At 54.6% G+C, this 24955-nt stretch carries 25 protein-coding genes and 1 tRNA gene; 14 read left to right on the top strand and 12 right to left on the bottom strand.

Annotated features, from left to right (window positions below):
• Positions 1-13: 13 nt before the first annotated feature.
• Positions 14-1300, bottom strand: coding sequence for an MFS transporter (locus tag ADINL_RS00225; protein WP_036542313.1), 1287 nt, complete (start codon positions 1298-1300; stop codon positions 14-16).
• Positions 1301-1667: 367 nt separating this feature from the next.
• Between ADINL_RS00225 and ADINL_RS00220 the strand changes: the two genes are divergently transcribed.
• The 11 genes from ADINL_RS00220 (at position 1668) to ADINL_RS16405 (ending at position 8857) form a co-directional block, all read left to right on the top strand.
• Positions 1668-2906 carry a tyrosine-type recombinase/integrase gene (locus tag ADINL_RS00220; protein ID WP_036542312.1) on the top strand — a complete coding sequence of 413 codons (1239 nt, stop codon included), beginning with the start codon at positions 1668-1670 and terminating at the stop codon, positions 2904-2906.
• A complete protein-coding gene (locus ADINL_RS00215) occupies positions 2903-3478 on the top strand; it encodes a hypothetical protein (protein ID WP_036542311.1) in 576 nt (191 codons plus the stop codon). The genes ADINL_RS00220 and ADINL_RS00215 overlap by 4 nt, the downstream gene beginning before the upstream one ends.
• Before the next feature lie 85 nt (positions 3479-3563).
• Positions 3564-3752, top strand: coding sequence for a helix-turn-helix transcriptional regulator (locus ADINL_RS16830; protein ID WP_084154318.1), 189 nt, complete (start codon positions 3564-3566; stop codon positions 3750-3752).
• A gap of 72 nt (positions 3753-3824) precedes the next feature.
• Positions 3825-4112, top strand: a complete 288-nt coding sequence (locus tag ADINL_RS00210) for a helix-turn-helix domain-containing protein (protein WP_051632423.1) — start codon at positions 3825-3827, stop codon at positions 4110-4112.
• Positions 4109-6793 (top strand): hypothetical protein, encoded by a 2685-nt coding sequence (locus ADINL_RS00205; protein WP_051632422.1) that lies wholly within the window; start codon positions 4109-4111, stop codon positions 6791-6793. The genes ADINL_RS00210 and ADINL_RS00205 overlap by 4 nt, the downstream gene beginning before the upstream one ends.
• A 490-nt stretch (positions 6794-7283) precedes the next feature.
• Entirely contained in the window at positions 7284-7823 is a 540-nt protein-coding gene (locus ADINL_RS00200) for a hypothetical protein (protein WP_036542308.1), read from the top strand.
• Complete coding sequence (locus ADINL_RS00195; RefSeq protein ID WP_036542305.1) at positions 7823-8236, top strand: DUF5681 domain-containing protein; 414 nt, start codon at positions 7823-7825, stop codon at positions 8234-8236. Before ADINL_RS00200 ends, ADINL_RS00195 begins: the two co-directional genes overlap by 1 nt.
• Positions 8233-8436: a hypothetical protein gene (locus tag ADINL_RS00190; protein WP_036542302.1), complete on the top strand. Its 204-nt coding sequence runs from the start codon at positions 8233-8235 to the stop codon at positions 8434-8436. The genes ADINL_RS00195 and ADINL_RS00190 overlap by 4 nt, the downstream gene beginning before the upstream one ends.
• Positions 8429-8602 (top strand): hypothetical protein, encoded by a 174-nt coding sequence (locus tag ADINL_RS16410; protein ID WP_161667712.1) that lies wholly within the window; start codon positions 8429-8431, stop codon positions 8600-8602. The genes ADINL_RS00190 and ADINL_RS16410 overlap by 8 nt, the downstream gene beginning before the upstream one ends.
• Positions 8589-8717 (top strand): hypothetical protein, encoded by a 129-nt coding sequence (locus ADINL_RS16730; RefSeq protein ID WP_275574395.1) that lies wholly within the window; start codon positions 8589-8591, stop codon positions 8715-8717. The genes ADINL_RS16410 and ADINL_RS16730 overlap by 14 nt, the downstream gene beginning before the upstream one ends.
• Positions 8714-8857, top strand: coding sequence for a hypothetical protein (locus ADINL_RS16405; RefSeq protein ID WP_161667711.1), 144 nt, complete (start codon positions 8714-8716; stop codon positions 8855-8857). Before ADINL_RS16730 ends, ADINL_RS16405 begins: the two co-directional genes overlap by 4 nt.
• Positions 8858-9007: 150 nt before the next feature.
• Here ADINL_RS16405 and ADINL_RS00185 read toward each other — a convergent pair.
• The 4 genes from ADINL_RS00185 to ADINL_RS00170 form a co-directional block, all read right to left on the bottom strand.
• A tRNA-Phe gene (locus tag ADINL_RS00185) sits at positions 9008-9083 on the bottom strand.
• Between the two features lie 86 nt (positions 9084-9169).
• On the bottom strand, positions 9170-10270 hold the full coding sequence (gene aguA / locus ADINL_RS00180; protein WP_036542299.1) for an agmatine deiminase: 1101 nt from the start codon (positions 10268-10270) through the stop codon (positions 9170-9172).
• Positions 10270-11142 carry an N-carbamoylputrescine amidase gene (gene aguB / locus ADINL_RS00175; RefSeq protein WP_036542297.1) on the bottom strand — a complete coding sequence of 291 codons (873 nt, stop codon included), beginning with the start codon at positions 11140-11142 and terminating at the stop codon, positions 10270-10272. The genes aguA and aguB overlap by 1 nt, the downstream gene beginning before the upstream one ends.
• Positions 11143-11157: 15 nt before the next feature.
• Entirely contained in the window at positions 11158-12441 is a 1284-nt protein-coding gene (locus ADINL_RS00170) for an NAD(P)/FAD-dependent oxidoreductase (RefSeq protein ID WP_036542295.1), read from the bottom strand.
• A gap of 120 nt (positions 12442-12561) precedes the next feature.
• On the opposite strand from ADINL_RS00170, the gene ADINL_RS00165 reads away from it, so the two are divergent.
• Positions 12562-14061, top strand: a complete 1500-nt coding sequence (locus tag ADINL_RS00165; protein ID WP_036542292.1) for an aldehyde dehydrogenase — start codon at positions 12562-12564, stop codon at positions 14059-14061.
• 19 nt (positions 14062-14080) lie between these two features.
• Positions 14081-14380 carry an MGMT family protein gene (locus ADINL_RS00160; RefSeq protein WP_084154317.1) on the top strand — a complete coding sequence of 100 codons (300 nt, stop codon included), beginning with the start codon at positions 14081-14083 and terminating at the stop codon, positions 14378-14380.
• 57 nt (positions 14381-14437) lie between these two features.
• On the opposite strand, the gene hutH is transcribed toward ADINL_RS00160, so the two are convergent.
• From hutH to hutI, 4 genes are read right to left on the bottom strand one after another with little or no spacing between them, the layout of a single operon-like run.
• Positions 14438-15976, bottom strand: coding sequence for a histidine ammonia-lyase (hutH, locus tag ADINL_RS00155; RefSeq protein WP_036542289.1), 1539 nt, complete (start codon positions 15974-15976; stop codon positions 14438-14440).
• On the bottom strand, positions 15973-17679 hold the full coding sequence (gene hutU / locus ADINL_RS00150) for a urocanate hydratase (RefSeq protein WP_036542286.1): 1707 nt from the start codon (positions 17677-17679) through the stop codon (positions 15973-15975). The genes hutH and hutU overlap by 4 nt, the downstream gene beginning before the upstream one ends.
• A 13-nt stretch (positions 17680-17692) precedes the next feature.
• A complete protein-coding gene (gene hutG / locus ADINL_RS00145; protein ID WP_051632421.1) occupies positions 17693-18649 on the bottom strand; it encodes a formimidoylglutamase in 957 nt (318 codons plus the stop codon).
• Entirely contained in the window at positions 18646-19860 is a 1215-nt protein-coding gene (gene hutI / locus ADINL_RS00140; RefSeq protein WP_036542283.1) for an imidazolonepropionase, read from the bottom strand. Before hutI ends, hutG begins: the two co-directional genes overlap by 4 nt.
• Positions 19861-20145: 285 nt before the next feature.
• On the opposite strand from hutI, the gene ADINL_RS00135 reads away from it, so the two are divergent.
• The gene (locus ADINL_RS00135; protein ID WP_084154316.1) at positions 20146-21480 is read left to right on the top strand and encodes a YjiH family protein; all 1335 of its coding nucleotides are present in this window, start codon (positions 20146-20148) and stop codon (positions 21478-21480) included.
• Here ADINL_RS00135 and hutC read toward each other — a convergent pair whose 3' ends face one another.
• Genes hutC through ADINL_RS00120 form a run of 3 tightly spaced genes read right to left on the bottom strand, consistent with a single transcriptional unit; the run spans position 21481 to position 24888 of the window.
• Positions 21481-22188 carry a histidine utilization repressor gene (gene hutC / locus ADINL_RS00130; RefSeq protein WP_036542280.1) on the bottom strand — a complete coding sequence of 236 codons (708 nt, stop codon included), beginning with the start codon at positions 22186-22188 and terminating at the stop codon, positions 21481-21483.
• 14 nt (positions 22189-22202) lie between these two features.
• Positions 22203-23498, bottom strand: a complete 1296-nt coding sequence (locus tag ADINL_RS00125) for an NAD(P)/FAD-dependent oxidoreductase (protein WP_036542277.1) — start codon at positions 23496-23498, stop codon at positions 22203-22205.
• Between the two features lie 25 nt (positions 23499-23523).
• Positions 23524-24888, bottom strand: coding sequence for a glutamine synthetase family protein (locus tag ADINL_RS00120; RefSeq protein WP_036542274.1), 1365 nt, complete (start codon positions 24886-24888; stop codon positions 23524-23526).
• Positions 24889-24955 lie beyond the last annotated feature (67 nt).

The raw sequence follows: 24955 nt of genomic DNA, 5'->3' as shown, positions 1-24955 counted from the left end.
TGACCACCAGCGGTTATTTGTGCTCATGCTCCGGTGCTTCATCGGATGTCCCATCTCGTTCAGCTTCAGCATGCTCCACAGCCCACACACCTGCAGCCTCCACTGCCACGGGTGAGGCGGTGGGAAGGACACCCAGATAGCTCTCGGTTTCTGCCAGTGGAATGCTGGCGCGTTGTGTCATGCGATACACCGCAAAGAGTGCTATCGCAATAAAGGTGGCCCCTAAGACCGGCCAGAAGGCAAACGCGCCAAAGTGCTGCATCCCCCAGCCGGTGATTAACGGGCCGGTGATAGCGCCAAGACCGAAGGTGAAAACCAGCCCGCCTGATGCCGCGGGCATGTCTTCGACTGACAGCGCATCGTTCGTGTAGGCGAGAAATAAAGCGTAGAGTGGTGTTGTCATGCCGCCAGCTAAAAAGGCTGCGATCATTAACTGTTGCAGATTGCCTTCGGAGAGCCATCCTAGTGTGCAGGAGCTGGTGCCCATCAGGGCGATAAGGAATATCAGCTTGCGTCGATCCATCCTGTCAGACAGCCAGCCGATGGGGTATTGCAACACCAGTGCTCCGGCAAATAGCATGGCGATGAAGAGCGCAATCTGCCCTGTGGTGAGTTCTGCTTGAGTGCCAAACACTGCTCCCATACCGGCTTGCGTTGCGTAGATGCTACCCAGCAGAAAAATACCGACAGTACCGAGCGGCGATGTTGCAAGAAGTTCTCGCAAGCGCATGGGGCGTGCCATTTCGACGACGGGGGCCGGGGTTACTGACAGCAGAATCGGTGCAAAGGAAACGGAGACGAGAATGGATGCGACAATGAACAGCGCCGATGTACCTGCATCCCCCAGCGTCAGCAGCCCTTGAGCGCCGATAATCCCCAGTGTTTGGGCAATCATGTAAGCCGACAGGACTTTGCCGCGCGTATTGTTGGTTGCAGAATAGTTGAGCCAGCTTTCTGCGGTGACATAGATGCCTGACATGCAGAAGCCGATCAGAATTCGCAAGAGGGTCCAGACCCAGGGATCGGTCAGCAGCGGAAAGGTGATCAGCCCTGCCGACATAAAACTGCCCAGCGCGGCAAAAACACGTACGTGCCCTACCCGTTTGATCATGATCGGTGTCAGGCGTGCACCTGACAGAAAGCCGACAAAGTATCCGGAGGTGACGATGGCCAGTGATGCTGCGGAAAAACCTTCGATGCCGCCACGCAAGCCGATCAGGGTGAAATGCATGCCATTGCCCAGCATGATGAGCAGGATACCGAGCAATAAGGGCCACACCCCGGACAGGACTTTTGTCATTAAGTGTATCTCGCAATCAGGCGCTTGAATAAACCTGAGCGTCGCATGGGCAGGCGGATGGCATCATCGCCGCAGCGTCGAAAAGATATGTATTTACGACAGTGCTGAAACTCAGTGTTCAGACTAAGAGAAATATGCTGCGTGTATAGGTGTTTAGCAGGATTTTTGTAACACGAAGAGAGTTTTACAGTTGAAGCAGGCACACATTTGAAAATGGTGCCCGGAGGCTAACCCTTTCCGCCGTCTCATGGCGTCCTAATAAATCGCTCAAGCCCTTATTATTAATGGCTTTCAGGGTTTTTGCTTGTTTTATCCTGTCTCATGCTCTATCATCCAATTAAGTCATTTATGTTGGGTTGGATGTGGGATGCCTAAGAAAGCCAAAGAATTAAGCGCGGTCGAAGTCAAACGCTTGGACGCTCCCGGCCTTCATGCCGTTGGTGGAGTTGCTGGGCTTCAAATGCAGATCAGCCCGACAGGATCTAAAAGCTGGGTGCTGAGAACAAAGGTCGGAGAGAGACGCCGTGATTTTGGATTGGGTGGATATCCAGATGTAAGTCTTGCTCAGGCCAGAGATCGAGCGCGGGAATATAAAGACAAGATCCTGAACGGTATCGACCCGGTAGCAGAGCGACAGGCTAACCGATCCAAGTTGATATCAGATAAAGCCAAGTCTGTGACCTTTGAAGAGCTGGCGCAGGGGTATATCAAAAAACAGTCTGCCGAGTACAAGACAGCCAAACAAGCGCAAAAGCTAATCAGTCATCTGGAAACTTATGTGTTTCCGCATATCGGGAAGATGGCAGCCGCTGATATACAGATGCCGCATATTGTGGCGATGCTTGAACCTATTTGGGAAACCAAGACCGAGACAGCCACCCGTGTGCGTCAGCACGTTGAAAAGATCCTGAGCATTGCCATAGCCAACAAGATCCGCACAGATGAGAACCCGGCAAGATGGCGCGGAATGTTGGAGCATAGCACTTTGCCCAAAGCCACTAAGGTTTCAAAGGTTCAGCACCTGGCCGCTCTCCCGGTTGATGATATGCCGGAGTTTTGGACGCAGCTCAAAGCCTCACAAGGTATGGGCGCTATGGCGCTGCAATTCATCGTCCTGACCGCTTGCCGATCCGGTGAGGCCAGAGGTGCTAAGTGGGAAGAAATCGACCTACAGCGCAAAATCTGGACTATTCCCGCCGATAGAATGAAAGCAGGCAAGGTGCATGAAGTACCTTTGACCGATGAGGCACTAGCTTTGCTCGCAGAGGTGCCGAGGTTGAGTGAATATGTTTTCACCAACAGCCGAGGCGGTCAGCTCACAGATGTTGCTGTTCAGAAGGCAGCCAAGAAGATCAGGGAAGGTATAACTCCACACGGTTTTCGATCCACCTTCAAGGACTGGGCTAGAAAGCACACAGCTTATGCTGATGAGGTTTCAGAGCTTCAGCTTGCACACGTCAACAACGACAGCACCCGCGCCGCCTATGCCCGTGATGGGCTGATAGATAAGCGCCGCCAGCTAATGACCGAATGGACGCGGTTCTGTGAGCAAGGCCATACCGTACACAAGAGCGCAACTGTTACAGCCATTGGGGGTGTGCGATGAGTTTGGATGACTACATGAAAAAACATCCGCTGACAATTCAGGCTGAAAATGCAACAGGTTTGAGCTATTCCGAATTGTGTGGCGTGAAGCTGGAGCTGGTTTCAGATGGATGGGTGCTGACTTGGCCAACTGGTCTGATAGATCCTGAGCATTGCACCAGCGTTGAACCATTCGCCGTGTTGCGTTGGTCTATGTCGTCCGATGCAGATAATCACCCGGATATTAAAGATCGTGCCAGTGATTACTTGCTGTCAGAGAGTCGGGGTGTACTTGCTGGGCAGCATTTACGCAAAGCGAAAAAAACGTCTGAGAGTAACGCAACGCGGCGCAAAGGAAAAAAAGCACCTGTTACAAAGATTATTGAGCGCATAGCAAGAAAACCTGGGAAACCGGCTGATCTTTGGAGTGATTTTTACGGGGAGCTTGACGCCCATAATATGGAACCGAAAGAAGAGGTTATAAATGGGGGGCTTGCATATACCTACCGCCCGAATGAAGAGAAAGACGAAAGGAAACAAATCACACACAAGGCTTTTTCCAATAGTCTTACTATAGCTAGGGAAAAGTCTTAGATAAAGAGCCGTTCCCGAAAACCACGGTTACAAGGAAGCCGCCTCTAGCATGTAATTGTCCTAATCAATTACAAGGCGGTTACCTATGACTCATTCAGAATCATACCTTTCCGATAAAGATATAGCCCAACGGTACAGCATTGGCCGCGCCACGGTTTGGCGCTGGATCACAACCCGAAAATTCCCATCCCCTGTGAAACTCTCTCCCGGTTGCACTCGCTGGAAAAACAGCGACGTTACCAAGTGGGAAGCCGAGCAGGAGGCGAAGGCATGAACCAAAAAAAAGCCCCGGCGGCAACCGAGGCATTTCCAATTCCCCCCGTCGTGATGACGCAGGAGTAAAAATATGACTGACACCTATCATAGCACAGATCTGAGTTTGACTGCACAGCGCAGCCGACTACTAAAGCATTTCGTAATTATTGGACACGTTAGCACCATTGAAGCGCGTGACGAGTTGAACATTATGCACCCCGCTGGCCGTGTGATGGAGCTTAGAGACGCTGGCTTTATCATCCCGATGGTGTGGGAATGGCAGGATGACCACAACGGTAGGCCGCACAAAATTGGCCGCTATCACTACTTCGGGGCGCGTGCCTGCTTGCGTAAGCGTTTGGCGGAGGTGTTGGCATGATCTTTTCAATAATCACCAGCGACAAGCCCGCCACCCTAACCAAGACTTTCAACCTGCTGAACGGTGAGCTTCAAAAAGGCACAACAGCGAACCTATATGAAGGCAGCGTTAGTAAGGTTGAGCTTGAAAGCCTGCACCAGTTTGCAGAGCTTTTGAAAGGGCTTGAGCATAATCAGGCGCTATGTTTCGGGGTGCCGTTGGTCGATGGCAAGCTATACAGCAAAAAGCGTTTTGAAGAGCTGGGCAAACCTGCTGGCGCTATAACGCGAACCGCTGATAAATTCAGATGGCCTGCTGGTGCTGGTTTCATGCTGCTGGATTATGACCCGGCAAAACAGCAACAAGCCCTTAATCGTGATGAGTTGCTCGCACAGATCCGAAAGGCTGCGCCTGACATAGCGGCAGCCGGTAAGGTCTGGTTTCCGTCTAGCAGCAGCCATATTCACCACGGTGAAGAGGACTTGACCGGCCTCAAGGGGCAGCGCCTATACCTATCAGTCAAAGATGCCAACGATATTCCCCGCGCCGGTGCAGTGCTGGTGCAGCGTTTATGGTTGCAGGGCTTTGGTTGGTATGAAGTTGGCGCAGCAGGTCAGCTCCTTGAACGCTGCACTGTAGACGCCAGCGTTTGGCAGACGAACCGTTTAGACTTCGCCGCCGGTGCGAAATGCACCCCGCCGCTTGAACAGAAGCGGGGCTTCCCAATTGTCACTGATGGTGAACCACTCGACACCCTGGCTGCATTACCGGATCTGACCCCTGAAGAGCTTGCCGAGCTTGCCAGCATTAAAGCTGCTGCGCGACGTGAAGCCGAACCCGAAGCGCAGGCAGCCCAACAGCTCTACATTGATGAAAAAGCAGCAGCTATGGTGCCGGATGATCTGCAAGGGGAAGAGTTTGAACAGGCACTAAGGATGGCCGAGCGCATAGTGATGAGGGCGCTAGAGCAGCAGGTGCTGACCGGTGATTTTCCTTTGATCTTGGAAGGCGGCGAATCGGTGACCGTGGGGGAAGTGCTGGACGACCCGGCAGAGTACCACGGCAAGTTAACCCTTGATCCTATCGAACCGGATTACCAAGGCGGGAAGGTCACCGGCAAGCTGTACCTGATTGGTAGCCGCCCGAACCTGTATAGCTTTGCCCACGGTGGCCGCAACTTCAAACTACTACGCCAGCCGCGTGAAATCGAGCTGATACCGGGGCGCAGACATGATGCTATTCAAACTGTGCTTTCAACTATGCGCGTCTTGCCTGATGTGTTTGATATGGGGGCGCAGATGGTTACGGTGGATCAGGGCAAGGCCGAGCCGCTAGACGAGCAGCGTTTCCTGTTCTGGTTAGGTGGCAGCTTCCAGTTTTACACTTGGAAAAAGCGAGGGGACTTGTTGGTTAAAGAGCTGATAGACCCACCGGCTGCGCTCGCAAAACAGATCCTTGCGTTAGGTGCTGGCCGCCGCCTGAAAGCCTTGGACGCGGTGATAACTGCCCCAGTCATGCGCCCTGATGGTTCAATACTGAGCAAGCCCGGTTACGATAGCAAAACAAGGTTATTGTTAGACACCGCAGAGGTTTTGCCACACGTTCCGAATGATCCCGACCCGGAAGCAGTACGCAATGCGCTGGAGCGCCTGATGATGCCGTTTAACAGCTTTCCCTTTGCTGCCGCTCAAGATAAAGGGATTATGCTTGCTGCACTGCTAACCGCCGTCATGCGCCCGGTACTGCCCACCGCGCCGGGTTTTGGCTTTGACGCGCCGGTAATGGGATCAGGCAAGACACTGCTTGCTGAGTGCATGGGCATCTTGGCAACAGGTGACGCACCCACGGTATGGCCGCACACGTCCGGCAGGGATGATGAAGAAACGCGCAAACGAATCTTAACCGCCCTGAGATCCGGCAGCCGCGCTCTGATATGGGATAACGTAACCGGGATTTTTGACAGCGCAGCCCTTGCCGCCCTGCTGACAAGCTCCAGCTTTACCGACCGTGTGCTAGGTCAGAGCATGGAGATAACGGTGCCTAATCGTTCGGTGCTGGTGCTGACTGGTAATAACTTGACCCTTGCAGGCGATATGCCGCGCCGGGTGCTCAAGTGCCGCATTGATCCACAGACTGAACGCCCCTATGCACGGAAGTTTGATCTTGATCCTAAAGAGTACGTCAGAGCGAACCGGATGGACATGGTTTGTGCTGCGCTGACCATAATCAAAGGATGGTTGCAAAGCCCTGAGAGTATGTTCGGAGCTGGAGCACCGGGCAGAATGGCAAGTTTTGAAGTGTGGGACGACCTTGTTAGGCAGCCCGTGGCATGGGTTGCTCAGGCGATTGCGCCCGGTGAATATGCCGATCCTATGGACGTAGTAGACCAGAACCAGCAAAGTGACCCGGAACAAGAGGCGCTGTTTGATACCCTATCAGAGATTCATCAAGCGTTTGGTGCTGCTACGTTCACTTCAAAAGATCTGCACAAGAAGGCTTATGGCGGTGATGGTTTCAGCATGGGGGTTGATAGCTTGAAAGAGGCACTAGAGGATCTGGCAAGCAAAACGCACCTGACCACCAAAGGGATAGGCCGCGTTTTGACTTTCAGGGCTGATAGGATGGTTCAGGGTTTGGCGTTGGTCAAAGCTGGGCAGGATGGCCACACAAAACAGCAGCGTTGGAAAATCAGGCAGCACTGAGCAAACAGCCCCGTAACAGGGGCTTTTTTATGTCATTGATTTATATAGGTTTGCGGTATTTAGCGGTATTTAGCGGTATTTAATTCAAGTCGGGAGATTTTGAACTTTTACCTTTCTACAAATATTAAGGGCTGGGAATAAACCCCGCCAAACTCCGCCAAACTCCGCATTTTTATTTTTCCGGGTTCTGAAACCAAGATCTAACGCCTGAGCATTGCAGGGCAACACCAACACCATGAACAAATATACCGCCCTTCTACTGCCCCGCTGAGTCCTGACAGGGGCAGCGACACCCGTTGCCATGTGGGTTATGTAGTGGCTCTATTCCTTTCAACCCAACATTAGACCCAACAACTACACACCTGATAACCACGCCAATAGCACGTTTAGTTATAAATAGCTGTGTTTTTATGCAATAACAGGTTGCAATCCTCTTATAACAGGATAGAATAAGAATATAACAGGTTATAACTTTATGCAGGATGGGAATATGACAGCAACAGCACACCAGCGCCTTGAATCACTGACACAGCAGCTCAGTGATATTGCGCAGCGATATGATGAACTAACCGAGCAGCGCGACCATGCGGTTATGGTCGGTGACGATGCGCAGGCCGATCTGATTGCGGATCAGCTCGAACAGTTGGAGCGCGACCGTAAACGACTGGCGGCAAAAGTGGCACCTTTGACAGATGCGGCCGAGAAAGAGAGTCAGGCCGCTTTGACAAAGGAAGGGCAAAAGCTGGCGAAAAATGCAGATGCCATGCTTGCCGAGATCCAGAGTGTGTTTGATGAATGTCAGGGTTATGCGGAGAAACTGGCCGCCGCCGCTGACAAGCTGAATATGCACAGCGCGATTCATTGGATGATCGTTGCTAAAGATGCCCGTCAGAAAGGTGGCAAACCACAGTTTGCAACGCCTCGCTTCAACCCGGTGACGCTCGAAAGAATGGCTAATATCCGCAATCTGCTGGACTACCTGAATGGAGATCTTTCGGCAAAATCAGTACAGGCACGGAGTAACGACTAATGACAGCACCAAAGCGAGATCCGTCAGGCAAGTGGCTGCCGGGGCAGTCACCTAACCCGAAAGGCAGACCGACAACAGCCACGGCAGAACTGAAGCGCCAGCTATCAAAGCATGGTGAAGCGGTTGTGCAGACCGTTCTTGATGCCGCCCTTGCCGGTGATCTGACAGCCTGCAAGCTGGTATTGGATCGACTCAGCCCACCATTGAAAGCGGTAGCCGCGCTGGTATCGGTGTCACTGCCTGATGATGCAGGGCTGGCAGGTACGGCGCGTGCATTTGTCGATGCCGCCGCCAGTGGGAAGATACCGCCAGACGTTGCCGGTCAGCTTGTAACCGCCGTTGCCAGTCTTGCGCGTATCGTTGAAATAGACGAGTTGACGCGCCGCATTGAGGCGCTGGAGGCTGCTAAATGAATCGTTTAGCCCTAACCGCTCGAATTGAGGCGCTGGAGCTGCAAACGGGGTGCGGTGGTGGCGATGCCTTGCATATCTACAAGGCGTGTCAGGCGCTCGATCTGGCCGCCCCTGAGCCGTTGGCTTCCGAGTCGGTGGCGGATTACTTGAAACGTCTTTCAACGGAAACCCTGGCCGATCTGGTGAGCGCCCATGACTAAGCAGCTATGTGAGCGCATAGAGCGGCTGGAATCAATGGCACAGGCTGAGGACGTAACCATAACGCGTATCATCATTGAGGCAGACGGTACACCCGGCTTTGTGATGGAGCGCCAGCCGGATGGCAGTTGGTTGCAACTATCAGGAGGTGAAGATGCAGCTTTATAAACAGACAGGTTATCGAGCCAAAGAACGCGAGATCAACCAGCAGCGCAAATTTATGGCGCAGTATCACAAACGTAAGCAGCGAGATGCTGCGAAGCAACAGGAGTCAGGCAAATGATCGTTACACCAGAAAGCCAGCGCAAGCAGGTACAGCGTACACCAGAGCAGAAGCAGCGCGATGCTCAACTAGACCGGATGAGGGCGCAGAATGACCATGTTCGGGATGTGATGCGCGATGCGTGGAAACAGAAGAAATAACCAAAGGGGCGCAAGCCTCTTTTTTTCTGCCCTATTTTCAGAAAATGGGAAAATTCAGTGCAGCAGGAGATTTAAGCGTTTTTGCAATGTAGGGCAGTATGTTGGGTTGCTTTTTTAAAGCTCGCTAACTTACTGTTTTTTAAAGGCAAATGGTGCCCGGAGGCGGAATCGAACCACCGACACGAGGATTTTCAATCCTCTGCTCTACCGACTGAGCTATCCGGGCTAACCGAGGCGCGTATTAAAATAAATTTAAGCGCTTACGTCAATACCTTTATTAAAATTCTTCTGTTTTTTGTCAGCTAGCCTGGATCAGGCTGGCTGTTGTTGGGTGATGCAATGGATGTTGCCGCCTCCCAGCAAAATCTCGCGACCGGGAACCTGAATTACCCGATGTTGAGGGCAGAGTTCGGCCACCAGTTTGCGTGCAACCTCATCCATCGGGTCGTCAAAGGCGGGCATGACAATGCCGCCATTGCAGAACAGAAAGTTAATGTAGCTGGCCGCAAGCCGGTTACCTGCCTGGCGAGGCTGAGTGGCGTCAATGGGATCAACGCCTGCGGCTTCTTCGGCCGTCATATACAGGGGACCCGGAACAGGCAGTTTATGTATTGTCAGAGAGCGTCCTTTGGCATCCGTTTGCTGGCTCAGGTATTCCAGTGCGGCTTGTGAGTGAGCGTATTGCGGGTCCTGAGTATCATCGGTCCAGGCGAGCAGCACTTCAGCCGGGCCAATAAAGCAGGCCATGTTGTCGATGTGCTCATCGGTTTCATCGTCCACGATGCCACGTGGCAGCCAGAGAACCTTTTCAATGCCTAAATACTCACGCATGGCCATTTCGATGGCTTCACGGTCCATGTGAGGGTTGCGGTTCGGGTTAAGCAGACAGGCTTCCGTCGTTAGCAGTGTGCCCTCCCCATCCACATGAATAGCGCCGCCTTCCAGTACGAAACTGCTTCGATAGCGAGGCAGGTTCTCGATTTGCAGCACTTTACGTGCGACCTGATCATCCTTGTCCCAGGGGAAATAAAGCCCGCCCTGCAAGCCACCCCAGGCGTTGAATATCCAGTCAACGCCCCTGATTTCGCCCTGGGCGTTACGTACAAAGGTAGGGCCGGTATCTCGCATCCAGGCATCGTTGTTGCTCAGCTCGACAAGCCGAATGTCGGGCTCTCCAGCCAGTTGGGCGGCGGCATTGTCATACTGGGCAGCAGAGACGCCCAGGGTGACAGGTTCAAATTGGGCAATCGCACGTGCAACAGCAGCAAAGGCGTGCTGGGCCGGTTTGCCACCCAGGCGCCAGTTATCCGGGCGCTCTGGCCAGATCATCCAGGTTTGACGGTGTGGCTGCCATTCGGCAGGCATACTGAAGCCGTCTGCGAGTGGTGTGCTGGTGAGTGTGGGGCTGGCCATTACCAGGTTTCTCCATCTTTGCTAAGCAGTACGGGGAACAGATCGGTACGCCGATCACGGAAGACACCCCAGCTATGGCGTTTGTGTGCAATGCTATCCAGATCAAAAGTGTGCAGTATCACGCCTGTTGAGTCGCGGTCCAGTTCGGCAACTTTTTTGCCGGTTTCATCGGCGATAAAGGAGGAACCATAGAAGGTAATTGCCGATTCACCTTCTGTTTCCCGTCCGGTACGGTTGCTGGCAATCAGGGGGACTAGGTTGGCGCCTGCATGACCGCATTGAACCGTTTGCCAGTGGTCGCGGGAATCCAGCGATGTGTCCTGAGGCTCGCTGCCGATGGCAGTGGGGTAAAACAGCAGTTCAGCACCCATGAGTGCCATGGCGCGTGCGCATTCGGGATACCATTGATCCCAGCAGATACCGACACCGATACGTGCATAGGCGGTATCCCAGACTTCAAAGCCGGTATCACCCGGCGTGAAGTAGAATTTCTCTGAATAGCCCGGGCCATCGGGTATGTGGCTCTTCCGATAAATACCCAGCAGGCTGCCATCTGCATCGATGATAGCGATGCTGTTGTAGTAAGCGTTATTGCAGCGTTCATAAAAGCTGATCGGCAGTACGACCTTGAGTTCAGCTGCCAGGCGGCTGAAATGCGCAATGGCCGGGTTCTCGTCGATCGGGGTCGCAAACTTGAGGTAATCATAGATCTGTTTCTGGCAGAAATAGCAGCGCTCAAACAGCTCTTGCAACAGGATAATCTGAGCACCTTTGGCATGGGCTTCCCGGACCAGCGCTTCAGCCGCAGCGATGTTTTCATTCACATCCCAGCCACAGGGCATTTGGGTAGCAGCAACCGTCACATGACGCATAGTGAACTCCTCAGTTTAGATGCCCAAGCGGTCGCGCAGGCTGTAATACAAAGCACCCATCGCAGTGAAGGGCACACGGAACAGGCGACCACCGGGGAAGGGGTAATGTGGCAGACTGGCAAAGGCATCCAGGCGCTCAGCCTGACCCTGAATCGCCAGAGCCAGCGCTTTACCGGCGACATGGGTAAAGGTAACGCCGTGTCCGGAACATCCCTGCGAGTAATAGATATTGTCTCCGATGCGGCCCATCTGAGGCAGGCGTGACAAGGTCAGCAGGAAGTTGCCTGTCCAGGTATATTCGATTTTAACATCGGCCAGTTCGGGGAAAGTTTTCAGCATTTTGGGCCGGATAATCCGTTCAATATCCTCGGGATCGCGGGCACCGTAGATAACCCCGCCACCGTAGATCAGGCGTTTGTCGCCGGAGAGGCGGTAATAGTCCAGCAAATAATTGCAGTCCTCAACACAGTAGTCCTGAGGTAACAGGCGTTGTGCCAGTTCCGGGCTGAGAGGTTCGGTGGTAATCACCTGGGTGCCGCAAGGCATGGACTTGGACGCCAGTTGTGGCAGCAGGTCGCCCAGATAGGCATTACCGGCAACAACCGCAAAGCGGGCTTTCACCGAACCCTGTGCCGTGATCAGTTCGACCGGATCGCCCGGTATGACCTGGCTGACGGCGGAGTGTTCATGAATACGGCCACCGAGAGATTCCAGTGCTGCCGCTTCTCCGAGTGCCAGATTGAGCGGATGGATATGGCCGCCGCGATGGTCCAGCGCGCCACCGACATAACGCTCGGTATCGACCACTGAGCGTATGCCCTGGCTGTCCAGCAGTTCCAGTTGGTCATAGCCAAAGCGCCGCCACAAGGCTTGTTGAGACTCCAGGTGTTTCATCTGCTGCCCGGTAATGGCGGCAAACACACCACCGTCTTTCAGGTCACACTGAATGTCATACTGAGCGACTCGATCGCGAATAATCTGTCCGCCCTCAAATGCCATGCTGGCGAGATGTTGCAGATGGGTGGCCGAGGTTTGTTTTTCGATACTGTCCAGATCACGGCTATAGCTGTTGACGATCTGTCCGCCATTGCGTCCGGAAGCGCCCCAGCCAACCGTGGCGGCTTCCAGTACAACCACTTTGTAACCGGCTTCAGCAAGAAAGAGAGCTGTCGAGAGACCTGTGTAGCCTGCGCCAATCACACAGACATCCGCTTCAACAGGGTCTTGTAATGGCGGCCTTGCAGGCACGGCATTGGCCGAGGCGGCGTAGTAGGATGGAACCGGTTCGAATGTTGTCATCACAACCTCTCTGTCGGGAAATAGCTGTCAGTCTATGTCAGAAAAACCTATCTTTAAAGCAGGTTACAGCCAGAATTTACCTGCTATGATAGTTGCATATCTTCAGCTGACGAGGTTCTTATGTCCACTGTAAAAACGCGTGACGCCTGGGAAGCCATGGCGGCTTCGATGACTTTTAACGGGCAGGCATTTATTAACGGTCGTTACTGCCCGGCTGTTTCCGGGGAAACCTTTGCATCGATCAGTCCATTGGACGGTCAGGTACTGACACAGGTGGCTTCCTGCGACCAGGCTGATGTTGAACTGGCTGTGAGTGCAGCACGTGCCAGCTTTGAGTCCGGGGTATGGCGTGATGTTGCTCCGGCGAAACGCAAGAAAGTGCTGCTGCGCTTTGCCGAATTGGTACTGGAGCATCGTGAAGAGTTGGCGTTACTGGAAACGCTGGATATGGGAAAACCCATCAGTCATGCCCTGAAAGGTGATGTGCCAGCGACGGCGCGTGCATTGAGCTGGACGGCAGAAGCGATTGATAAGGTGTATGACGAGTTGGCGCCTACCCCTGTCAATCAGATAGGTATGGTTACTCGTGAACCGATAGGTGTAGTTGCCGCGATCGTGCCCTGGAATTTTCCGCTGATCATGGCGGCCTGGAAGCTGGCACCTGCGTTGGCAACCGGCAACTCGGTGATTCTCAAGCCCTCGGAAAAATCGCCGCTGAGTGCGATTCGTCTGGCTGGACTGGCTCAGCAAGCCGGTATCCCGGATGGTGTCTTTAACGTTCTGCCAGGCTATGGCCATACCGCGGGTAAAGCACTGTCCTTGCATATGGATGTCGACTGCCTGGTCTTTACGGGTTCAACCGGGGTCGCCAAGCAGCTGATGATCTATGCTGGTGAGTCCAATATGAAGCGCGTCTGGCTGGAAGCGGGCGGTAAAAGCCCGAATATCGTATTTGCCGATGCACCAGATCTGGATCGTGCAGCAGCTGAAGCCGCGTCTGCGATCGCCTACAATCAGGGTGAGGTATGTACTGCAGGCACACGTCTGCTGGTAGAAGCCAGCATCAAGGATGACTTTGTCGCCCGCGTGGTGGCAGCATTGAAGCAGTGGCAGCCAGGCCACCCGCTTGACCCGGCCACGACCTGTGGTGCGATTGTCGATCAGGCTCAACTGGAACGCATTATTGGCTATATCGAATCCGGTAAACAGGAAGGCGCGCGCCTTGCCACGGGCGGTCAACAGGTGTTCCAGGAGACTGGCGGCTGCTTTGTTGAGCCCACCGTGTTTGATGATGTCTCCAATCAGATGAAGATTGCGGCAGAAGAAATTTTTGGACCGGTGCTGTCTGTTATTCCCTTTACTACCGCAGAGGAAGCGATCCAGATTGCAAATGACACCATTTATGGGCTGGCGGCTGCGGTATGGACGGCAGATATTAACAAGGCACATAAAACTGCCAAGGCATTACGTGCCGGCAGCGTGTGGATCAATCATTACGATGGTGGTGATATGACCGCACCCTTTGGCGGCTTCAAGCAATCCGGCAATGGGCGAGACAAATCGCTGCACGCATTTGACAAGTACACTGAGTTGAAAGCCACCTGGATTGAGCTTTCTTGATAGTAGGTGTTCACTTCAGATGAGTAGCCAGATGCACTGTGACTGGAAAACCCAGCTCTATACCCTGCTGGCCGCGTTGCCTGCAGATCGAGTGGTCAGTTATGGTGGTCTGGCGCGTCAGCTGGATGGTGTGAATGCTCGCATGGTGGCGCGGGCTATGGCCAGCTTGCCGGAGGGTACGAGCCTCCCCTGGCATCGTGTGATCCGCAGTGATGGACATTTGCCAGATCATGCCGGTAGTGCTGAACAGCGGGCGCGCCTGCTGGCGGATGGTATTCTGTTAGAGGGTAATCGTGTGCCCCGGCAGTATTTTTTGTAACCGGGTGGCAGCAGAAATCAGGGGTGGCCGAAGCCACGCCCTGATTGATGCTGTGTCTTAACTCGCCTGACTGGGCAGCAGTGACGGCAGAATCAGTGTGTTCAGGCAGCGACTCTGCAACAGCTCAATTGCTGCCTGGATATCCGGAGCGAAGAAACGGTCCTGATCGTAATAGGTGACCTGCTGGCGCAGCCATTGGCGTGCCTGCTCCAGTGCCGCTGTACTTTTCAGTCCCTTACGGAAGTCCAGTCCCTGGCAGGCTGCCAGCCACTCAATGGCCAGTACACCACGGGTGTTCTCAGCCATCTCCCATAAGCGCTTACCGGCATTGGGTGCCATGGATACATGGTCTTCCTGATTGGCTGAAGTGGGCAGACTATCGACGCTGTGTGGATGTGCCAGCGCCTTGTTATCACTGGCCAGTGCAGCAGCCGTCACCTGGGCGATCATAAAGCCGGAATTGACACCGCCATTCTCAACCAGGAAGGGCGGCAGCTGTGACATGTGTTTGTCCATCATCAGTGAAATGCGTCGTTCAGTCAGTGAGCCGATCTCTGCAATGGCCAGTGCCAGATTGTCTGCTGCCATTGCCACGGGTTCTGCATGAAAGTTGCCGCCTGAAATAATGTCGCCGGAATCGGCAAATACCAGGGGGTTGTCTGACACCGCATTGGCTTCGGTCAACAGGACGGTGGCGGCCTGGCGTATCTGTGTCAGGCAGGCGCCCATGACCTGTGGCTGGCAACGCAGTGAGTAAGGGTCCTGAACCTTGTCACAATCACTATGTGAATCACTGACCTCGCTCCTGTCTTGCAACAAGTGACGATAAGCCGAGGCTGCGTCGATCTGCCCTTGCTGACCCCGGATCGCATGGATGCGGGCATCGAAGGGGCTGCGTGAGCTGAGGGTGGCTTCAACGGTCAGTGCGCCACACACAAGGGCTGCGGCAAACAGGTCTTCTGCTTCAAACAGGCCGCGTAATGCGTAGGCCGTGGAAACCTGGGTGCCGTTCAGTAGTGCCAGTCCTTCTTTAGGCGCCAGCGACAGGGGCGATAACCCGGCAATTTCCAGTGCCTGCCTGGCGCTGATCCATTCACCACGGTAACGCGCCTTTCCTTCGCCCAACAGTACGGCACTCATGTGTGCCAGCGGTGCCAGGTCGCCTGAGGCGCCAACAGAACCACGCAACGGAATCTGTGGATAGATCTCCAGGTTGATCAGTTGGATCAGGGCATCCAGCACCTGACGACGGATACCGGAATAGCCTCGTGCCAGACTGTTGACCTTGAGGACCATGATCAGGCGCACCAGATCGTCTGATATCGCCTCTCCAAGGCCTGTGGCATGTGACAGCACCAGTGAGCGCTGCAGGCTTTCCAGGTCTTCATGTTTGATGCGGGTCTGGGCCAGCAGGCCAAAGCCGGTGTTAATACCGTATACGGTGCGGTCTTCGGCAACCACCTGATTGACGCAGGCTACTGAGGCTTCAATCGCAGCGTTGGCAGTGTCTGGCAGTTCAATCTTGACCGCCTGACTATACACTTCACGCAGTTGCTGCAGCGTCATCTGCCCCGGTTGAATACTGAGTGATTTCATTGAGCATCTCCTGGTGTGGTGATCATCGGCAGATCCAGGCCATTTTCTTTGGCGCAATCGATCGCAATATCATAGCCTGCATCCGCATGGCGCATCACACCGGTACCCGGATCATTGCGTAACACCCGGCCCAGTCGTGCATGGGCGGCATCCGTTCCATCGGCGACAATAACGACACCTGAATGTTGCGAGAAGCCCATGCCGACACCGCCGCCATGGTGCAGCGAAACCCAGGTGGCGCCGCCTGCAGTGTTCAGCAGTGCGTTCAGCAACGGCCAGTCGGAGACCGCATCCGAGCCATCACGCATACTTTCGGTTTCACGGTTCGGGCTGGCGACTGAACCGGAGTCCAGATGATCACGGCCGATCACAATCGGTGCTTTCAACTCGCCATTTTTCACCATTTCGTTGAATGCCTGACCCAGACGCACACGATCTTTCAGGCCGACCCAGCAGATACGTGCGGGCAGTCCCTGGAAGCTGATGCGCTCACGTGCCATATCCAGCCAGTTGTGCAGGTGCGGGTTATCCGGGATCAATTCCTTGACCTTGGCATCGGTTTTGTAAATGTCTTCAGGATCTCCCGACAGGGCAGCCCAGCGGAAGGGACCGATTCCCTGGCAGAAGAGTGGACGGATATAGGCCGGTACAAAGCCAGGGAAGTCGAACGCATTACTCACACCTTCTTCCTTGGCCATCTGGCGGATATTGTTGCCATAGTCGAAGGTTGGAATCCCCTGCTGCTGGAATGCCAGCATCGCTTGCACATGCACTGCCATCGACTGTTTGGCTGCCTTGACCACAACGTCAGGTTCGTGTTTGCCACGTGCAACATACTCGTCCCAGCTCCAGCCTGCTGGCAGGTAGCCATGCAGTGGATCATGCGCGCTGGTCTGATCAGTGACCATGTCCGGACGTATGCCGCGGCGGACCAGTTCAGGCAGAATGTCGGCTGCGTTGCCACACAAGCCAATTGAGACGGCTTCACCGGCTTCGGTATAGCGCTGGATGCGTGCCAGAGCATCATCGAGATCCTGTGCCTGCTCATCCAGATAGCGGGTGCGCAAGCGGAAATCGATACTGCTCTGCTGACATTCAATATTCAGCGAGCAGGCACCCGCCAGTGTCGCAGCCAGTGGTTGAGCACCGCCCATGCCACCCAGACCGGCAGTCAGAATCCAGCGTCCCTTCAGACTGCCACCGTAATGCTGGCGTCCGGCTTCAACGAAGGTTTCATAGGTGCCCTGCACGATTCCCTGGGAACCGATATAGATCCAGGAACCGGCCGTCATCTGGCCGTACATCATCAGGCCTTTGCGATCCAGTTCGTTAAAATGCTCCCAGTTGGCCCAGTGAGGCACCAGGTTAGAGTTGGCGATCAGGACCCGTGGCGCATCAGCATGTGTTTTGAAAACACCCACCGGCTTGCCGGATTGCACCAGCAGCGTTTCATCCATCTCCAGGCGCTTGAGTACCTCAACAATTTTGTCGAAACACTGCCAGTCACGTGCAGCACGACCGATACCACCATAGACCACCAGGTCTTCTGGGCGCTCGGCAACATCCGGGTGCAGGTTGTTCATCAGCATGCGCATGGCGGCTTCAGTCAGCCAGTTTTTGCAGTTCAGTGCGCTGCCAGTGGGGGCGTGGATAACCCGGCTTGTATCGTGGCGCAGGTCAGGGTGTGCTTGAGGGGCGTTCATGGGTGATTCCTCTTTATTGTTGTGTCAGGGTCATTTGGTGAATAAGACGCGCCGCCAGACGGGCGGTATGTGCATCGATATCCAGTTCGGGATTCAGTTCGGCCAGATCCATCAGGCGCAGTTTTCCGCTGTTGCGGATCTGTATCAGCAGAGGCTCAATCACTTCCAGGCTGACACCGCGTGCAGCGGGTGCGCTGACCCCCGGTGCCTGACTGGCTGGAAAGACATCCAGATCGATGGTCAGGTAGAGGTGATCACAGGCCTGCATAAAGTGATCCAGGCGTTGTTGTAACAGGTTGAGTTGTGGCACTGTCATCTGCAGGTCTTCGGCATAGCAGACACCGAGTGCGTCAGCGCGGTTGAACAGTGCCGGCGTATTGCTCATGCGGCTGACGCCAAAACACGCATAGTGGAACATCCAGTGTTTGTGAGCACATACTTCGGCTATTTGTGCGAATGGGGTGCCGGATGAAGCGGCCTGGCATTGAGGGTCGCGCAGATCAAAGTGCGCATCGAAATTGATGATCCCGATGCGCGGCTGGGACTCTGCAGCCGCCAGGTGCTGTGCCAGGCCAGACCAGCTGGCAAAAGCGATTTCGTGACCGCCACCCAGTACAATGGGTTGATGACCCGCCTGGAGCTGCGCAGCGATATGAGAGGCCAATTGTTGTTGAGCCGTTTCCAGATCACCATCGTCACAGACAATATCGCCGCACTCATACAGGGGAGCGGTTTGCAGCCAGGGCAAATTGGCAAGCTGCTTGCGTAGCGCTTGAGGTCCGTGAATGGCGCCAGGGCGTCCGTGGTTGCGTTGTACGCCTGTATCACAGGCAAAACCGATCAAAGCCACGCCAGCCGGGCTACCTGCTTGCACGGGTTGGATTTTCTGGTGCCAGCGCCAGCTGTCAGTTTCCGGGTCGGTCCGGCCTGTCCAGTTCTGGATGAGCGCCTCGGCAGTGTTTATTTTCATTGGCTCACCTCGCCATTAAATACACGCTGTTTCAGCCGACCCGGCTGGATGGCATAGGCCAGTTCAGCCGGGCTGTGGATATCCCAGACACAAAAATCGGCCGCATAACCCGGTGCCAGTAAGCCGATCTGGTCCGCCATGCCCAGGGCTTTCGCAGCATGCCGTGTGACACCCTGTAATGCCTCGGTCGGCGTCAAACGAAACAGGGTGCAGGCCATATTCAGCATCAGGCTCAGCTGAAAAATGGGAGAAGTGCCGGGGTTGGCATCTGTCGCCAGTGCCATGGGAACCTGATACTGGCGCAGCAGCTCAATGGGCGGGACTTGCGTATCTCTCAGGGTGTAGAAGGCACCAGGCAAGAGGGTCGCAACAGTGCCAGCCGCCGCCATCGCCTGGATGCCAGCTTCATCAAGCCACTCAATATGGTCAGCCGAGAGCGCCTGATAGCGCGCTGCCAGCGCTGATCCACCCAGGTTGGACAGCTGCTCTGCATGGGCTTTGACCGGAATGCCTGCGGCCTGGGCTGCCTGGAACACACGTTCACACTGCGCAACACTGAAGCCAATGCCTTCACAGAACACATCTACCGCATCGGCCAGTTGTTCGGTCGCTGCAGCCGGGATGATCTCCCGGCAGATCAAATCAATGTAACCATCAGCATCCTGTGCATATTCCGGTGGCAAGGCGTGTGCGGCCAGTAACGTAGTTGTCACCCGTACCGGTAACTCACGGCCGATACGGCGTGCGACGCGTAACATTTTCAGTTCATCGGCCAGTGTCAGACCATAGCCGGACTTGATTTCCACACAGGTAACACCGTCCTGGATCAGCGCCTGAATGCGCGGCAGGCTCGCCTCGTACAGGGTCTGTTCGGATGCCTGGCGGGTTGCACGTACGGTGCTGAGTATCCCGCCACCCTGACGTGCAATCTCGGCATAGCTGGCCCCTTCCAGTCGCTGTTCAAATTCGTCTGCCCGCGACCCGGCGAAGACCAGGTGCGTATGGCAGTCAATCAGCCCCGGTGTAATGACACCGCCCTGGTGGATCAGTCTTGCATGGTTTTCAATATCTGCTGGCAGGGATGCCATCGGGTAGATACTGTCAATCCGGGTATCCCGGGTTACCACGGCGTAGAGCCCTTCAAGCAGGCGTTCACCGTCGAACAGCGTCGCATCGCGCCACAGAGACAGGTTGTTGTGATTGTCGGCCATAGAGGTTTTCCGTTAAGTTCTTATTTGTATATACAATTAACGACTCGCCTGTTTTTGTCAAGTCATACGGATAATTTTGTGAACCGGTTTGTGGGACTTAATTGGCTTGAAATAAGCGTTTCTGTTGGTTTTTCAGGCAGGTAACGGATGAATTTATGTTTCACGGCCCGGTGCCGCCTGATTGACTCTCTGATCCTGTTTATTGTATATACATTTATATAGCCCTGACCAGCGAGTCCTTGCCAGGGCAGATCATGTCAAAAAATAACAAGTAAGGATCTTCTGATGTCACACGACCCGAATGCCATGTCTGCTCATGGCTTGTCTGCACCGCGCTGGCGGCAGGCGTTCAAGATGCTGATACCCAGTGCCTTGGGTATTTTCATTTTCTTTATTCCCGTAACCCTGAACGGGCGTACCACCATCCCGCTGGATCACATGGTGAACCTGTTACGCGAAGCTCTTGGTAGCGCCAGCACAGCCTATGCGTTATGTCTGATCCTGGCGGGTGCTGCCTATCCGCTCCTGACCGGGAGCTGGCGCAACAGTCTGACAGACCGTATTTTCACGCTGCTAAAAGCCATGGGGCTGGTAGCAGCAATACTGGCGGTAACCGGTTGGGGACCCGGATGGCTGCATACCCCGAACATGTTGCCGTTTCTGTTCAATACTCTGGTCATTTCAGTGGGACTGATCGTGCCGATTGGCGCGATTTTTCTGGCACTGTTAATTGGTTATGGTTTATTGGAGTTTATCGGTGTGCTGTTCCAGCCGTTAATGCGACCCTTATTCAAGACACCGGGACGTTCGGCAATAGATGCAGTGGCTTCTTTTGTAGGCAGTTATTCAATCGGTCTGCTGATTACCAATCGTGTGTATCAGGCACGGCAGTATTCTGCAAAAGAGGCGGCGATCATTGCGACCGGGTTTTCCACAGTATCTGCGACCTTTATGCTGGTGGTAGCACGTACACTGGACCTAATGAGTCTGTGGAATCTCTATTTTTGGCTGACCTTGCTGATTACCTTTCTGGTGACTGCCATAACGGTCAGGCTGCCACCCCTGCGTTCAATGGATAATGACTGCGAGCGTGTGGATGAAGAGATGGCGATTCGCGAGCGCCTGCCTTCTGCCTGGAAAGCGGGCCTGCAGGCAGCAGCGATTGCGCCTCGACTGCACCAGGGTGTCTGGATGAACCTGCGTGATGGTCTGTTGATGGCGATCAGTATTCTGCCTTCGATCATGTCGGTAGGTTTGTTGGGATTGCTGGTGGCGAATCATACGCCGGTATTTGATTGGCTGGGATGGCTGTTCTACCCCTTCGTTGCAGTTTGGGGCTTACCTGAGGCCTTGGAAATATCCCGTGCGGCCGCGACCGGTCTGGCAGAAATGTTCCTGCCGGCACTGTTGATGCGAGAGGCTGAACTGGTCGCCCGATTTGTAATCGCGATTGTGTCAGTGTCTTCGATCCTGTTTTTTTCAGCATCGATTCCGTGCATCTTGTCGACCAGCATCCCCCTGTCCGTCTCCAGAATTGTCATGATCTGGTTTATCCGGGTGGCACTGAGCCTGTTCTTTGCGGTACCGGCAGCCTGGCTGGCGATCAGTTTAAGTAGCTGACTAGTGGCGCAGTGATGAGCGCAGCTTATAGCGATCACCTGGATGCAGCAGGCGGGCATAGCTGATCAGGTGATCTCCTGACCAGGTTCTGCGGATCATACTGAGGCAGGGCTGGTGGCTGGCGATATCCAGCCACTGAGCTGATTCAGGGTCTGGAAGCACGGCCTCGACCACATGTTCAAGGTCTGTAATCGGACAGGCCGCCACCAGCACCTCGTTGGGAGTCTGGTGGCTGAAATCCGAACTCAGGTAATTGGGTACCCAGCGTGGATTGACGTAGCGGTTTTCCAGTTGAATCGGAATAGCGTTTTCACGGTGTACAATGATGCTGTGGAACACCCTGCTGCCGACCCGAACACCAAGACGCAATGCGATTTCATCATCTGCGCTCACCTCTTCACACAGCAGTACCCGGCTGCTGTACTGGTGGCCGCGCAAGCGTACTTCCTCAGCAATGTTATTGACTTCTGCCAGAGGGGATTCGGATTTTCTGTCGGTAACAAACGTGCCCAGGCCCGCCTGGCGGACCAGATAGCCCTCCTGAACCAGATCGCGAATGGCTTTGTTGGCGGTCATGCGGCTCACGCCGAAGTCGCGTGCCAGCTGCTCTTCTGGCGGGATTTTATGATGCACGGCAAACTCACCCGTCTGGATAGCATCCAGCAGGTATTGCTTGATCTGTAAAAATCGCGGTGTCGGGTTACTCACGTCCGTTCCTGTTGTCAGAACAGTTCCTTAAAGCGATGCCAGAGCATGCCTGCCACCAGCAGGGGTGCACGCAGACGACGACCACCAGGGAAGGTCAGATGGCTGACCTGGGTGAACAGCTGGTAGCGCTCATCGGTTTCGCCGCTGATTGTTTCCGCCAGCAACTTCGCCGCCAGGTGGGTTGCATTGACTCCGTGTCCGGCATACGCCTGTGCATAATAAATTGACGGGCAGTCCGGCAGCTGGCCTATCTGCGGTAGTCGATTGGCACCAATACCCAGCATCCCTCCCCACTGATACTCAATATTGACCCTTCCCAGTTGCGGAAATACCTTGGCAATATTGGGACGCAAGGCAGCGGCAATGTCCTTGGGATCTTTACCATTATACGTGCACAAGCCACCAAAAATCAGCCGGTTATCCTGGCTGATGCGGTAGTAATCCAGAGCAGTACGCATATCGGCAACGGCTTTTCGTCCGGGCATCAACTGTTCACACTGCGCATCGGTGAGCGGCTCTGTTGCCACGATGTAGCTGCCCGCCGGGAGGATCTTTCCACCCAGCCAGGGATCCAGGTCCGGATTGAGGTAACCATTGCACCCCAGAACGAGCCGGTCGCAGTGCACCTGGCCCTGGGCGGTATATACAACCGGACGTTCGCCCTTGCTGACTCGAAGCACTTCGGTCTGTTCAAAAATCGTGACCCCCAGCTGCTCGGCAACCTGGGCTTCACCGAGCAGCAGGTTGAGTGGATGCAGGTGCCCGCTTCCTTCATCGACCAGTGCGCCGGTATAAAAATCCGAGTTGACGACTTGTTGCTTCAGTTCATCCGGTTCCAGCAGTCTGAGAGGATGTGGATAGTTGATGGCTTGCAGTGCCTGAAGCTCTTGCTCCAGTTGCGGGCGGTGCTTTTGCGTCGTACCGAGATCGGCATAGCCCAACACCAGATCACATGCAATCTGGTGGGTTTCAATACGCTGCTTCACCAGCTCCAGAGCTTCTGTACCCATCTGCTTTAACGCCAGTACACCGGCATCGCCAAGGGTGTTGCGAAACTGGTCGAGATCATGACCAATTCCGCGGATCAGTTCACCACCATTGCGACCCGATGCACCCCAGCCCACTCTCCTGGCCTCCAGCAGGGCAACACGAAAGCCCCTTTGTGCCAGTTCCAGTGCGGTGTTGACGCCGGTAAAGCCTGCGCCGACTACGCAGACATCAACATCCAGTGAACCCTGCAGGCTGGGCCAGACCGGCTGCTGGTTGCGGGTGGCGGCATACCAGGAATGGGTGTGTTCTGTGGCGCTCATCAAGCGATCCTTGTCCAGGTTTTTGTCAGACGGTATGGAGATACCAAAGATACTCCAGATCTGAAATGGTGTGCTCAAACTCCGTTAGTTCATGCTCTTTGCAGGCGACAAAGATTTTCAGGAACTTGTAGCCCAGGTATTCCAGCATGACGGGTGAGTCTTCCAGTTCTCTCAAGGCGTCACGGAGGTTGTTGATCAGCGTTGCTTCGTGCTGTTCATGGGCATTGCCCACGGTCATGTCAGGGGGTTCAATCTTGTGAGTGATACCAAAGTGAATGCCAGCCAGTACGGCGGCCATCAGCAGGTAGGGATTGGCATCCGCTCCGGCTATACGATGCTCAATACGCAGAGCCTCCGGATCGCCACCCGGAAGTCTTAATGCTGTGGTGCGGTTATCCAAACCCCAGGTCGGGGCGCTGGGTACATAGTACTCCGGGCTGAAACGACGGTAAGAGTTAATATTCGGGCAGAGCAGCGCCATGGCATCGTTCATGGTGGCCAGCAAACCACCCACGGCCCAGCGCAGCATGTCATTCGGCGCTTCCGGATCGCCAGCGAAAATGTTCTTGCCCTGCTCGTCAATCAGGCTGATATGCAGGTGCATACCGCTGCCAGACTGGTCATGATAGGGTTTGGCCATGAAAGTGGTGTCCATTTCATGGTCATAAGCCATATTTTTGATCAGTCGCTTCAGCAGTGTTGCGTGATCACAGGCCTTGATGGGGTCATCGACATGGTGCAGGTTGACTTCGAACTGACCGGGAGCGGACTCGGCGACCAATGCGTCTGCGGGAATGCCCTGCTCATGGGCAGCATCCAGCACATCGGCAAGGAAGTCTGCGTATTCATCCAGATCATCAATGGAGTAGACCTGTACACTGGCCGGGCGCTTGCCTGAAATCGGTGATTTGGGTGGCTGAGGCCGCCCGGAGATGTTTTCCTGATCAATCAGGTAAAACTCCAGCTCGAAGGCGGTAACGGGTTTAAGCCCCAGCTCGCTGAAGCGATCAACAACTTTCTGTAATACCACACGAGGATCGGCAAAGAACGGCGTTTCACGATCCAGCTCATACATGCTCATCAGCAGCTGGGCGGTCGGACGCTTTTGCCAGGGTTCCATACTCAGTGTGTCTGGCACAGGCAGACAGATGCGGTCGGCTTCCCCGATATCGAGACCGAGTCCGGTTTCTTCAACAGTGGTGCCCTGAATGTTGAGGGCAAAGATAGAGGCAGGCAATGCCACGCCTTTTTCGTAGACTTTCAGTAGTGCGCCAGGATCAACACGTTTGCCTCGCACGATGCCGTTCATATCGGCGATCAGTAGATCGATGAATTGCAGCTCTGGATGTTCCTGCAGGAATTGACTGGCGTGATCTGTACCCGAACCCATAAGGGAAACCTTTTGTTTAACTATTCTCGTTATATTGTGACGTAGTAGCGTCATCAGGGGGAAATGG

The sequence above is a fragment of the Nitrincola lacisaponensis genome (assembly GCF_000691225.1).
Taxonomy (GTDB): Bacteria; Pseudomonadota; Gammaproteobacteria; order Pseudomonadales; family Balneatricaceae; genus Nitrincola; species Nitrincola lacisaponensis.
Note: the sequence above shows the minus strand (reverse complement) of the source record. Positions and strands in the feature narration are given on the sequence as shown.